10 protein-coding genes and 1 tRNA gene are annotated in these 12027 nt (G+C 70.1%); 7 read left to right on the forward strand and 4 right to left on the reverse strand.

Annotated features, from left to right (window positions below):
* Positions 1 to 22: 22 nt before the first annotated feature.
* Genes EOE66_RS15250 through EOE66_RS15260 form a run of 3 tightly spaced genes read left to right on the forward strand, consistent with a single transcriptional unit; the run spans position 23 to position 3125 of the window.
* Positions 23 to 1192, forward strand: coding sequence for an ATP phosphoribosyltransferase regulatory subunit (locus EOE66_RS15250; protein WP_128229562.1), 1170 nt, complete (start codon positions 23 to 25; stop codon positions 1190 to 1192).
* A gap of 35 nt (positions 1193 to 1227) precedes the next feature.
* A complete protein-coding gene (locus EOE66_RS15255; protein ID WP_128229563.1) occupies positions 1228 to 2559 on the forward strand; it encodes an adenylosuccinate synthase in 1332 nt (443 codons plus the stop codon).
* Between the two features lie 44 nt (positions 2560 to 2603).
* On the forward strand, positions 2604 to 3125 hold the full coding sequence (locus tag EOE66_RS15260; protein ID WP_128229564.1) for a phosphoribosyltransferase: 522 nt from the start codon (positions 2604 to 2606) through the stop codon (positions 3123 to 3125).
* A gap of 176 nt (positions 3126 to 3301) precedes the next feature.
* Here EOE66_RS15260 and EOE66_RS15265 read toward each other — a convergent pair.
* A tRNA-Leu gene (locus EOE66_RS15265) sits at positions 3302 to 3386 on the reverse strand.
* 62 nt (positions 3387 to 3448) lie between these two features.
* On the opposite strand from EOE66_RS15265, the gene rnr reads away from it, so the two are divergent.
* A complete protein-coding gene (gene rnr / locus EOE66_RS15270) occupies positions 3449 to 5767 on the forward strand; it encodes a ribonuclease R (RefSeq protein ID WP_128229565.1) in 2319 nt (772 codons plus the stop codon).
* A 27-nt stretch (positions 5768 to 5794) separates the two neighbouring features.
* Here rnr and EOE66_RS15275 read toward each other — a convergent pair whose 3' ends face one another.
* The 3 genes from EOE66_RS15275 to EOE66_RS15285 are packed head-to-tail and all read right to left on the reverse strand — an operon-like array spanning position 5795 to position 7503.
* A complete protein-coding gene (locus EOE66_RS15275) occupies positions 5795 to 6280 on the reverse strand; it encodes a MarR family winged helix-turn-helix transcriptional regulator (RefSeq protein WP_128229566.1) in 486 nt (161 codons plus the stop codon).
* Positions 6281 to 6778 carry a nuclear transport factor 2 family protein gene (locus EOE66_RS15280; protein ID WP_128229567.1) on the reverse strand — a complete coding sequence of 166 codons (498 nt, stop codon included), beginning with the start codon at positions 6776 to 6778 and terminating at the stop codon, positions 6281 to 6283. It lies immediately after the preceding gene.
* Positions 6775 to 7503: an alpha/beta fold hydrolase gene (locus EOE66_RS15285; RefSeq protein WP_128229568.1), complete on the reverse strand. Its 729-nt coding sequence runs from the start codon at positions 7501 to 7503 to the stop codon at positions 6775 to 6777. Before EOE66_RS15285 ends, EOE66_RS15280 begins: the two co-directional genes overlap by 4 nt.
* Before the next feature lie 414 nt (positions 7504 to 7917).
* Here EOE66_RS15285 and EOE66_RS15290 point away from each other — a divergent pair, with 414 nt between their 5' ends.
* From EOE66_RS15290 to EOE66_RS15300, 3 genes are all read left to right on the forward strand, one after another.
* Complete coding sequence (locus EOE66_RS15290; protein ID WP_128229744.1) at positions 7918 to 9381, forward strand: benzaldehyde dehydrogenase; 1464 nt, start codon at positions 7918 to 7920, stop codon at positions 9379 to 9381.
* 40 nt (positions 9382 to 9421) lie between these two features.
* Positions 9422 to 10189, forward strand: a complete 768-nt coding sequence (locus EOE66_RS15295; RefSeq protein ID WP_128229569.1) for a coniferyl-alcohol dehydrogenase — start codon at positions 9422 to 9424, stop codon at positions 10187 to 10189.
* Positions 10190 to 10272: 83 nt separating this feature from the next.
* A complete protein-coding gene (locus tag EOE66_RS15300) occupies positions 10273 to 12018 on the forward strand; it encodes a DUF1302 domain-containing protein (protein WP_245479054.1) in 1746 nt (581 codons plus the stop codon).
* Positions 12019 to 12027: the final 9 nt, after the last annotated feature.

Consider the following 12027-nt stretch of genomic DNA (forward strand, 5'->3'; position numbering starts at 1 on the left):
GGTTTCAACACCGGTGCTTTTCATGCTCTCTGCTTGGCTGCTGCCAGAGCACATCGCCGATGTCCTGCCAGCGCAGGCTCGGCGTGTGGAAGACCTGCGCAGGGCGATGCTCGACCGGGCGCGCGGCTACGGTTTCGAGCTGGTCATCCCGCCCCTGCTTGAGCACCTGGAATCGCTGCTCACCGGCACGGGCCGCGAACTCGACCTCAAGACCTTCAAGCTGGTGGACCAGGCCAGCGGGCGCATGCTCGGCGTTCGCGCCGACACCACGCCTCAGGCTGCGCGCATCGATGCCCACCTGCTCAACCGCGACGGCGTCACGCGCCTGTGCTACTGCGGCCCGGTGCTGCACACGCGGCCGGCTGGCCTGTCGGCCACGCGCGAACCGCTGCAATTCGGTGCCGAGATCTTCGGCCACGCCGGCCTGGAAGCCGATCTCGAAGCCGCCGAGCTGGCCTTGGATTGCCTGCAGGCTGCGCGCGCCGAGCCGCTCGTCATCGACCTGGCCGACGCCCGCGTGCTGCGCGGCGTGCTCGCAGGCGTGCCGTTGGACGCGGCGCAGCTGCAGGACGTGGTGCAGGCCCTGTCGGAGAAGGACGCCGCTGCGCTGGCCGAGTTGACGCAGAAAGCCCCGGCCGAAGCCCGCGACGCCCTGCGCGCCTTGCTGCGCCTCTTCGGCGGAGACGAAGTCATCGAAGCCGCGCGGCGCGAGCTCCCTCAGCGGCCCTTGATCACGCAGGCGCTCGACCAGCTGCAGTGGCTGGCCCGCCACCTGCGCGCAGCCTATCCGGGCCTGCGCATCGGCTTCGATCTCTCGGACATGAGCGGCTACGCCTACTACAGCGGTGCACGTTTCGCGGTGTACGGCGCGGGCAGCAGCGATGCGCTGGCCCGTGGTGGTCGCTATGACGAGGTGGGGGCCGTCTTCGGCCGCAACCGCCCGGCCGTGGGTTTCAGCCTCGACCTCAAGGCCCTGGCCGAGGTGGGCAGCCCACCGCCGCTGCCGGCGGCCATCCGCGCGCCCTGGGGCGACGACCCGGCCCTGCGCGCCGCCGTGCGCCAGCTGCGCGAGCAAGGCGAAACCGTGCTCGCCCTGCTGCCAGGCCACGAGCTCGAAACGCAGGCCTTCGACTGCGACCGCGAGCTGGTGCAGGTGGCCGGCCAGTGGGTGCTGCGCGCGCTGCCGAACTGACACAGACACGAACTCTCTGAAGGACCGCTTTGAACATGCAATCAGCCATCCGGCCCACCGCCGGCCGCAACGTGGTGGTGGTCGGCACCCAGTGGGGTGACGAAGGCAAGGGCAAGATCGTCGACTGGATGACCGATCACGCCCAGGGCGTGGTGCGTTTCCAGGGCGGCCACAACGCCGGCCACACGCTGGTGATCGCCGGCCGCAAGACGGCGCTGCAGCTCATTCCCAGCGGCGTGATGCGCGAAGGCGTGGCCTGCTACATCGGCAACGGCGTGGTGGTCGACCCGGCGCACATGCTGGGCGAGATCGCGCGCATCGAGGCCCTGGGCATCGACGTGCGTTCGCGCCTCTTCCTGTCGGAAGCCTGCCCGCTGATCCTGCCTTTCCACGTGGCGCTGGACAGTGCGCGCGAAGGCCGCCGCGAAAGCAGCGGCAGCGGCAAGATCGGCACCACGGGCAAGGGCATCGGCCCGGCCTATGAAGACAAGGTCGCGCGCCGCGCGTTGCGCGTGCAGGACCTGAAGCACCCGCAGCGCTTCGAGAACAAGCTGCGCGAGTTGGTGGAACTGCACAACACCGAGCTGGCCTACCTGGGCGGCGCGCCCCTGGACTGGCAGCCGATGCTGGACGGTGCCCTGCAAGCCGCGGAGCAGTTGCGCCCGCTGATGGCCGACGTGGGCTACCGCCTCTACAACGCCCATGCCGCTGGCCAGAACCTGCTGTTCGAGGGTGCGCAAGGCACGCTGCTCGACATCGATCACGGCACCTACCCCTACGTCACCAGCAGCAACTGCGTGGCCGGCAACGCCGCCGCCGGCTCTGGCGTGGGCCCGGGCATGCTGCATTACGTGCTGGGCATCACCAAGGCCTACACCACGCGCGTGGGCGGCGGGCCTTTCCCCACCGAACTGAGCCTGGAAGAGGGCGTGGGCCACCACCTCAGCACCGTGGGTCAGGAGCGGGGCACCGTCACCGGCCGCGCGCGCCGCTGCGGCTGGCTGGACGCTGCGGCGCTCAAGCGCAGCATCATCATCAACGGCGTCTCGGGCCTGTGCATCACGAAGCTCGACGTGCTGGACGGCCTGCCCGAGATCAAGATCTGCACCGGCTACAAGCTCGGCGGCCAGATGCTCGATGTGCTGCCCATGGACGCCGACGAGATCAGCGCCTGCGAGCCGGTGTACGAGACGCTGCCGGGCTGGAGCGACACGACCGCCGGCCTCACGAACTGGGAGCAACTGCCGGTGAACGCCAAGCGCTACCTGGAACGCATGCAAGCCCTCATCGGCGCGCCCATCGACATGGTCTCCACCGGCCCCGACCGCGTGCACACCATCCTGCTGCGCCACCCCTTCCGCGCCTGAGGCGCCACACCCCTACACGAACCCCCTGCGAGGAGAAAACCAGCATGCTCACTGACGACGGCAAGCACCTGTACGTGTCTTGGGACGAGTACAACCTGTTGACCGAGAAGCTGGCGCTGAAGGTGCACGACTCGGGCTGGCAGTTCGACCAGATCCTGTGCCTGGCCCGCGGCGGCATGCGCCCGGGCGACGTGCTCTCGCGCGTGTTCGACAAGCCGCTGGCCATCATGAGCACCAGCAGCTACCGCGCCGAGGCCGGCACCATCCAGGGCCGGCTCGACCTGGCCAAGTACATCACCATGCCCAAGGGCGAACTCGCCGGGCGTGTGCTGCTGGTGGACGACCTGGCCGACACCGGTGTGACGCTGAAGGCGGTGGTGGAACGGCTGCGCGGCATGCCGGCGATCAGCGAACTGCGCGCCGCAGTGATCTGGGTGAAGGGCGTGTCGACCTACGTGCCGGACTACTACGTGGACATGCTGCCCACCAGCCCCTGGATCCACCAGCCCTTCGAAGAGTACGACGGCATGCGGCCCGACGCGCTGGCGAAGAAGTTCACGGTCTGAACACCGCCCTTGCCAAGCCCCCGCTGCAGACCCTGCCCCGGCAGGCTGCCGGGGGCTTTGTTGTTTCTGCTCGGGCCGAACGGCAGGCCAGGGGCCCCGCCGTGCAGGCTTTGCGAAGAATCGCGCGCAGAATTGAAAAAGCCACCGTGTCTTTCAACACGGTGGCTTCTCAGATTTGGTGCCCAGAAGAGGACTCGAACCTCCACGCCGTTAAGCGCTAGTACCTGAAACTAGTGCGTCTACCAATTCCGCCATCTGGGCGCTTCAGGAAAGAAAAGGACTATACCATCAAAAAAGAGAACAACGCAAGCGGCCTGGCCCTCATGGGCGAATACGAAGGCCGCGTCGAAGGTCATCGCGACGGTCACGGTTTTGTCGTGCCCGACAACGGTGATGCCGCCATCTATCTGGCGCCGCAAGAGATGCGCAGCGTGCTGCACAAGGACCGCGTGCGCGTGCGCGTGCTGCGCTACGACCGCAAGGGCCGGCCCGAGGGACGCGTGCTCGACATCATCGAGCGCCGCAAGACGCCGATCATCGGCCGCCTGCTGCACGAAGGCGGGCAGTGGCTGGTGGCGCCGGAAGACAGCCGCTACGGCCAGGACATCCTCATCCCCAAGAACGCCACCGCGCAGGCCGCGGTGGGGCAGGTGGTGTCGGTCGAACTGACCGAGCCGCCTTCGCTGCACTCGCAGCCCGTGGGCCGCGTGGCCGAGGTGCTGGGCGAGATCGACGACTCGGGCATGGAGATCGAGATCGCGGTGCGCAAGTACGAGGTGCCGCACCTCTTCAGCCCCGAGACGCTGGCGCAGGCCGCAGCGCTGCCCGAAAAGCTGCGCGCGGTCGACCGCAAGCAGCGTGTGGATCTCACCGACGTGGCACTGGTCACCATCGACGGCGAAGACGCGCGCGACTTCGACGATGCCGTCTATGCCGAGCCCTACAAGCGCGGCCGCGGCAAGACGGCTTTCGAGGGCTGGCGCCTGCTGGTGGCCATCGCCGACGTCAGCCACTACGTGAAGCCTGGCGAGCCGCTGGATGAAGACGCCTACGAGCGCGCCACCTCGGTCTACTTCCCTCGCCGCGTGATCCCCATGCTGCCGGAAAAGCTCAGCAACGGCCTGTGCTCGCTGAACCCGCAGGTCGAGCGCCTGTCGATGGTGTGCGACATGCTGGTGGACACGCAGGGCCGCATCGAGGCCTACCAGTTCTACCCCGCGGTGATCTGCTCGCACGCGCGGCTGACCTACACCGAAGTGACGGCCGTGCTGGCCAACACACGCGGCCCGGAGGCGCATGCGCGGGCCGATCTGGTGCCGCACCTGCTGCACCTGCACGAGGTCTACCGCGCTTTGCTCAAGCAGCGCGCGCTGCGGGGCGCGGTGGATTTCGAGACCACCGAGACGCAGATCGTCTGCGACGAAGCCGGCCGCATCGAGAAGATCGTGCCGCGCACGCGCAACGAGGCGCACCGCCTCATCGAAGAAGCCATGCTCGCGGCCAACGTCTGCGCGGCCGAGTTCATCGCGCAGGCCGAGCACCCCAGCCTCTACCGCGTGCACGAAGGCCCCACGCCCGAGAAGCGCGTGGCGCTGCAGGCCATGCTGCGTTCGCTGGGCGTGAGCGCCTCGTTGAGCGACGACCCCACGCCGGGCGAGATCCAGGCCATCGCGCAGGCGGTGCAGGGCCGACCCGATGCGACGCAAATCCACACGCTGCTGCTGCGCTCGATGCAGCAGGCCATCTACACCGTGCACAACAGCGGCCACTTCGGGCTGGCCTACCCGGCCTACACGCACTTCACCAGCCCCATCCGCCGCTACCCCGACCTGCTGGTGCACCGCGTCATCAAAGCCACGCTGGCGGGCAAGCGTTACCACCTCGCGGCCAGCGCCAAGACGCGCAAGCCCGAGCTGCGCAAGGGTGGCAAGCTGGGCAGGCCGGCCAAGCCCATGACGCAGGAGATGGAGCTGTGGGAAGCCGCCGGCGGCCATTGCAGCGCCAACGAACGCCGCGCCGACGAGGCCAGCAAGGATGTCGAGGCCTGGCTGAAGTGCCGCTACATGCGCGAGCACCTGGGCGAGGAGTACTCGGGCACCGTCAGCTCGGTGGCGAGCTTCGGGCTCTTCATCACGCTGGACGGCTTGTACGTCGAAGGCCTGGTGCACATCACCGAACTCGGTGGCGAGTACTACCGCTACGACGAGGCCCGCGGTGAACTGCGCGGCGAGCGCACCGGCATCCGCTACGCCGTGGGCGCGCGTGTGCGCGTGCAGGTCAGCCGGGTTGATCTCGACGGCCGCAAGATCGACTTCCGCATGGTGCGCGAGGGCGAGGCCGAGCGCCTGCTGGCGCGCGGCGAACGCGCGCGGCCCGCGGGCTTGCCGGCCGGTGCCAGTGCAGAGGAAGCCCTGGCCGCGGTGCGTGAGGCCGACCGCCAACACAAGCGGGCCGCCAAGGTGGCGAAGTCGTCGCGGCCGGGCAAGTCAACGCCCTTGGCGGCATCGGCCGGGCCGGGCGCCCGGCCGGGCAAGCTGGAACGGACCTTGCCCGTGGCGCTTGCGGGCAGTGCCGAAGCGCCGCGCCGCTCGCGCAAGCCCGGCCCTCAACGGCCGGCGCCCAAGCCGCGCTCGCGGCGTTGACCAAGTGCCGCTCAGGCGGCGGCGCCCTCAGGCGATGAGCTTCTCCAGCAGCGCGATGAGCTGCTGGCGCTCTGCCGCGCTCAAGCGGCGCGACAGTTCAGCCTCGTAGGCCGCGTGCCGCTCGCGCAGCGTGTCGAGCATGGCGCGGCCGCTGGCCGTGAGCACGAGCGAATAGCGTCGGCGGTCGGCCGGCACCGCCATGCGGCGGATGAAGCCCGAGGCCTCCAGGGCGTCGATCAGCTTCATCACGCTCGGGCCAGCCACGTCCAGGCGCTTGGCCAGCGTGGCCTGGTTGATCTCGGGCTCGGTGGCGATGATGGACAGCGCCGTCAACCGGGCCGGCGAAAGCTCCAGCGCGCCGAGGTTCTCGAAGAAGAGCTCGTAGGCCCGCACCTGTGCTCGGCGCAGCAGGTAGCCCAGGGAGTCTTCACGCAGGTCGAAGGACGGTGGCACGCCCGCGGCGTTCGCGCTGCTGCGCGCGCTGGCCGGGGCGGTCTTCTTGGAGCTGGCCATTCAGGGCATTGTAGGCAGCGCTTGCGCGGCACCGTGCAGTTCGAAGCGGGCCTGGCGGCGCCACAGACGCCACCGCCCGTCGGGGCCCAGGCGCAGCCGGTCTTCGAAGCAGCCGACCAACAGCGCGCCCTGCCAGGGCCGGCCTTGCGGGCCGCTCGCGTCCCGCGCATCGCCCGAGGCCAGCAGCACCAGGGTGTGCGCGCGGGCCTCGTTGGGGGCCTCGACATCCACCAGGGGCGTGGCCAGCAGGTGGCGGCTGATGCGGTGGGCCGGGCGGGCGGCGTAGGCGGCGGCAATGGCGGCGCGGCCCTGCAGCCAGGCCCCGTTGGGGCGCTGCAGTTCGGCGTCTTCGGTGAAGTGCGCGGCCAGCCCGTCGGCGTCGCCCTGGTCTGCCAGGCGCGCGGCGCGCACGATGGTGTCGCGGCAGGCGGTATCGATGGGCCAGCGTTCGGCGGCCTGCAGCAGCGGCTGGGCGGCGCCGGCGTCCGGTGCGCTCATGCGCAGCCCCTCTGCAGCCACTGGGCCATGGCGGCGGCCACGGCCTGCGGCTGCTCCATCGGGCTCATGTGGCCGCATTGCGGCACCAGCACCAGGTGCGCGCCGGGGATGCGCCCGGCCATCTCGCGGTGGCGCTCGGGCGGGCTCCAGCGGTCTTCCTCCCCGCAGAGCACCAGCGTGGGCACGCCGAGGGTGGGCAGCAGCGGCGCGGCATCGGGGCGCGCCAGCAGCGCCTGCTGCTGCGCTGCGAAGCGCTCGACGTCCTGCGCCGCCACCATGGCCAGCACCGCGGCATGCACCGGCCCGCCCAGCTGCGCGGGGTGCAGCATCGGCGGTGCCCAGCTGTCGGCCATGGTGCGCATGCCCTCGCGCCGGGCCAAGGCCACAAGCGCCTGGCGCTGCGCGGCCTCGGCCTGGCCAGCGGCGTCGGCCAGGCGCGGCTGCCAGCCGGTGTCCAGCAGTGCCATCGCCTGCACGCGCTCGGGGGCCTGGCGCCAAAGCTCCAGCGCGATGCGGCCGCCCAGCGAGTGGCCGGCCAGTGCGAAGCGTTCCGCCGGGGCCTGCTGCAGCACGGCCCGGGCCATGGCACCGATGTCGGTGTGCGTCTCTGGCGGCGGCACCCAGCAACGGGCCATGCCGGCCAAGGCCGGCATCACGGGCTGCCACACGGTGGCGTCGCAGGCCAGGCCGGGCAGCAACACCAGCCAGGGTGGGTTCGCGCTCAAGCCGTCTCCTTCGTGTCTTTCGGGGCATTCAGATTACCAGGGTAACGATAGGGGCGCCACCGCCGCGTTCGGGCCGCAGGCGGCTTGTTCCATTTGATGAACTGCGGGCGTGGCGCGGGTGGCCCGCTTGTTCAATTCAGCAAGGCCTGCCCGGGGCTTTCCCTAGGCGTGTGGTGCCTGCGAGATCACCGGGAAAGCCCTGATTCATCAGTGTTTTCTCCCTCGGTGGCGCGTACTCGACGCAGGCCTTCGGTGTGCCATCAGACCATCGCCTGGCACGTGCGTTGCGCAAGGAAAGGGCCGGCCTGCTGGTTTCCCCGAGGGACTGCAGGTCTGGCGCGGCGAGTCTGCAGCTCATATTATCGATAGCCAGGCTAACGCATGAACATCGCACCCCAGCAGCAGGAGACCCCGATGGCAGCGAACCCCTTCCTCCGACCCGAACTCTGGCGTGAGCAGCTCTACAGTGGCGGCTGGCGTGCCGCCAGCACGAGCCTGCCCATCGTGGAACCCGCCACGGGCGAGCCCCTGGCCCACGCCGGCCACGCGCGCCCGGCCGATGTGCGCGCCGCCGCGGCCCTGGCCGCCGCCGCACAGCCCGCCTGGGCGGCCGCGCCGCCGCGCGAGAAGGCCGGCGTCTTCCTGCGTGTGGCCGCGCTGCTGCAGCAGCACTTCGATGAACTGGCGCTGTGGGTGACGCGGGAAACCGGCGCCATCCTGCCCAAGGGCCAGCACGAGATCCGCGAGGCCATCACCTTCTGCCATGTGGCCGCCGCCATGCCGATGCAGCCGCAGGGCCAGGTGCTGCCCAGCGTGCCCGGGCGGCTGAGCATGGCGCGGCGCGTGCCGCACGGCGTGGTGGGCGTGATTTCGCCCTTCAACTTCCCGCTGATCCTCACGCTGCGCGTGGTGGGCCCGGCGCTGGCCGCAGGCAACGCGGTGATCGTCAAGCCCGATGCGCGCACGCCGGTCTCGGGCGGCTACCTGCTCGCGCAGTTGTTCGAGGCCGCCGGCCTGCCGGCCGGTCTGCTGCACGTGCTGCCGGGCGGCGCCGATGTCGGCGAGGCGCTGGTCACGGACGCCGCGGTGCCGATGATCTCTTTCACCGGCTCGGCCGCGGCCGGCCGCCGCGTGGGTGAGCTGGCGGCGCGCCAGCTCAAGAAGGTGTCGCTGGAACTCGGCGGCACCAACGCGCTGGTGATCCTGGACGACGCCGATCTCGACCTGGCCGCCAGCAACGCCGCCTGGGGCGCGTGGCTGCACTCGGGCCAGATCTGCATGGCCACCAACCGCGTCATCGTGCACGAGTCCATCGCCGGGGCGCTGACGGCCCGCCTGGTGGGCAAGGCGCAGCACCTGCCGGTGGGCAACGGCGCCACCGGGCAGGTGGCGCTGGGGCCCTTGATCGACACCCGCCAGCGCGACCGCGTGCACGCCGCGGTGCAGGCCAGCGTGAAGGCCGGCGCGCGCCTGCTGGCCGGTGGCAGCTACGTCGGCCTCTTCTACCAGCCCACGGTGCTGGCCGACGTGAAGCCGGGCATGCCCTGCCACGACGAAGAGGTGTTCGGCCCGGTGCTGAACCTCATGACCTTCCGCAGCGACGACGAGGCCGTGGCCCTGGCCAACCACCACGCCGGCGGCCTGGCCGCGGCCGTGATCTCGCGCAACGTGGGCCGCGCCACCGCGCTGGCGCAGCGCCTGAAGGCCGGCATGGTGCACGTGAACGACCAGACGGTGAACGACGACGCCACCAACCCCTTCGGCGGGCCGGGCGTGGCCGGCAACGGCAACAGCCACGGCGGCCCGGCCGACTGGGAAGCCTTCACCACCTGGCAATGGCTGACGGTGAAAGACACCCCGCCGGCCTACCCCTTCTGACGCCCCGACACCCCTTCCTCTTGCCCCGGAGACCTCTCTCATGAGCCTGCATTCCAAGACCATCGTGATCACCGGCGCGTCGTCCGGCATCGGTGCCGAGACCGCGCGCCTGCTGCGCCTGCAGGGCGCGCAGGTCATCGGTGTCGACCGCAACGAGCCGATGCTGACGCTGGACGGCTTCGTCAAGGCCGACCTGTCCACCCCTGAAGCCATCGATGCCGCGGTGGCGCAGCTGCCGGCGCGCATCGACGCGCTGTGCAACGTGGCCGGCGTGCCGGGCACATCGCCGGCCGATTTGGTGGCCCGCGTGAACTTCCTCGGCGTGCGCCACCTCACCGAGGCCGTGGTGCAGCGTATGCCGGCTGGCGGCAGCGTGGTCAACGTCAGCTCCATCCTCGGCTACTTCCACCGCGACCGGCTCGACGTGCACAAGTCGCTGGCCACCACCACCAGCTTCGCCGAAGGCCAGGCCTGGCTGGCGGCGAACCCGGTGGCGCAGAAGATCTGCTACGAGCACTTCAAGGAAGCGCTGATCGTCTGGACCTCGATGCGCGCGGGCAGCCTCTTCCGCGAGCGCGACGTGCGCATGAACTGCGTGGCGCCGGGCCCGGTGTTCACGCCCATCCTGGGCGAGTTCGTCACCCAGCTCGGCCTCGAGCGTGTGCAGGCCGATGCCGCCCGCATGAAGCGCCCGGCCTATGCCGACGAGGTGGCGCCTGCCATCGCCTTCCTGTGCAGCGACGCCGCGCGCTGGGTGGTGGGCATCAACCTGCCGGTGGATGGCGGCTTCGCGGCCACCTACCTCTGATCTGAACCCCCGGGCCCGGCGCACCGGGCGCCGGGCCTGCAACACGCATCAACACGGCCTGCGACGGCTGGAGGAGACCTCTCTTGAAGAACAGACTGCACCGCCTGGCGCGTGCGGCGGCCCTGGCCGCCAGCACGGCGGGCCTGGGCGCCGGCACGGCCGGGGCTTTCACCATCGACACCGACTCGGACGTCAAGGCCCGGCTGGACCTCACGCCCAAGCTCAGCCTGATGCAGCGGCTGAAAGAGCGCAACCCGGCGCTCGTGCGCTTCGACCCCACGGTCGACCCCGGGCGCGTGAACGAAGACGACGGCGCCAACAACTTCGGCAGGGGCCTGGTGTCGCAGCGCGCGGACCTGCTGGCCGAGCTGGACGTGTCGGCGTCGAACTGGGGCCTGCGTGTTTCCGGCACGGCCTGGTACGACCGGGCCTACCTGCGCCGCAACGATTACGCGGGCACCCCGGTCTACGTGGCGGGCAACCTCACGCCGGGTGTCATCAACACCGCGAACAACCTGCCGGGGCAGGCGCGTGACGAGTTCCTGCCGGCCACGCGCAGGCAGCACGGCCGGGGCAGCGAGCTGCTCGACGCCTTCGTCACGATGAAGGGCGACATCGGCGGCATGCGCGCCAACGTGCGCCTGGGCAAGCACACGCTGCAATGGGGCGAAAGCCTGTTCTTCGGCCAGAACGGCATCGCCAATGCGCAGGGGCCGGTGGACATCGCGAAGATCGTCTCGGTGCCCAACTGGCAGTTCAAGGAAGTGCTGCTGCCGGTGGAGCAGGTCTCGGGCAGCCTGCGCGTGGCCGAAGGCGTGCAGCTCGGTGCCTACTACCAGTTCAAGTGGCGCAAGAGCAAGCTGCCGGGCGTTGGCAGCTACTTCAGCAACCAGGACTACATCGGCGCCGGCCGCGTGAACTTCGGCCCTGTCGTCGGCGACCTGCCGGTGCTGACCGACCGCGACAACAAGCCCAGGGATTCGGGCCAGTACGGCGTGCAACTGCGCATCAGCCCCACCGGGGGCGATTTCGAGTACGGCGTGTACTTCGCCAACTACCACGACAAGACGCCCAGCGGCCTGGTGTTCGACTTCGTGCGTGGCCATGTGCGCGTGGCCTATGCCAGCGACATCCGCGTCTTCGGCGCCAGCGTCACCACCTCGGTGGGGCAGTTGAACCTGGCGCTGGAGGGCTCGGTGCGCCAGAACACGCCGCTGAACAGCGACCCCGCAGCTGTCGGCGCGGCGCCCTTCGCGCCGACCTTCTGCGACACCTCCAAGGCCACGCCCTGCTACGCGGTGGGCGACACCGCGCACTTGCAGCTCTCGGGCATCTACGTGCTGCAACCCAGCGCGTTGTGGGGCGGCGGCGCGGCCCTCTTCGAGCTGGCCTACAACCAGCGCCTGAAGGTCAAGCGCGACATCTTCGCGGCCCCCAACGGCAGCAACCAGGGCGTCGGCGGCCTGGCCAAGGACACGACGAAGGACGCCTGGGCGCTGCGCGTGATCTTCGAGCCCAGCTACTTCCAGGTGATGCAGGGCGTCGACCTCTTCGTGCCCGTGAGCGTGGGCTACAACTTTGGCGGCAAGTCATCGGCCGTGGGCAACTTCGCCGGCGGTGTGTCGGACGGCGGCGACTACAGCATCGGCATGCGCCTGAAGTGGGCCAGCGGCTGGACGGCAGCCCTGGCCTACAACGACTACTTCGGCAAGGCCAAGACCTTCACCGAACCGCTGGTGGCGGGTACCGCCAGCCCGCGCCGCCTGACCTACGGGCAGACGCTGAAGGACCGCACGAACGTCACCTTCAGCCTTTCCAACACCTTCTGAACCGGATGA

The sequence above is a fragment of the Rubrivivax rivuli genome, assembly GCF_004016505.1.
Taxonomy (GTDB): domain Bacteria; phylum Pseudomonadota; class Gammaproteobacteria; order Burkholderiales; family Burkholderiaceae_C; genus Rubrivivax; species Rubrivivax rivuli.

Coding starts and splice junctions, on each gene's coding strand:
- EOE66_RS15250 (WP_128229562.1), top strand. CDS start 23: ATGCTCTCTGCTTGGCTGCTGCCAGAGCACATCGCCGATGTCCTGCCA.
- EOE66_RS15255 (WP_128229563.1), top strand. CDS start 1,228: ATGCAATCAGCCATCCGGCCCACCGCCGGCCGCAACGTGGTGGTGGTC.
- EOE66_RS15260 (WP_128229564.1), top strand. CDS start 2,604: ATGCTCACTGACGACGGCAAGCACCTGTACGTGTCTTGGGACGAGTAC.
- rnr (WP_128229565.1), top strand. CDS start 3,449: ATGGGCGAATACGAAGGCCGCGTCGAAGGTCATCGCGACGGTCACGGT.
- EOE66_RS15275 (WP_128229566.1), bottom strand. CDS start 6,280: ATGGCCAGCTCCAAGAAGACCGCCCCGGCCAGCGCGCGCAGCAGCGCG.
- EOE66_RS15280 (WP_128229567.1), bottom strand. CDS start 6,778: ATGAGCGCACCGGACGCCGGCGCCGCCCAGCCGCTGCTGCAGGCCGCC.
- EOE66_RS15290 (WP_128229744.1), top strand. CDS start 7,918: ATGGCAGCGAACCCCTTCCTCCGACCCGAACTCTGGCGTGAGCAGCTC.
- EOE66_RS15295 (WP_128229569.1), top strand. CDS start 9,422: ATGAGCCTGCATTCCAAGACCATCGTGATCACCGGCGCGTCGTCCGGC.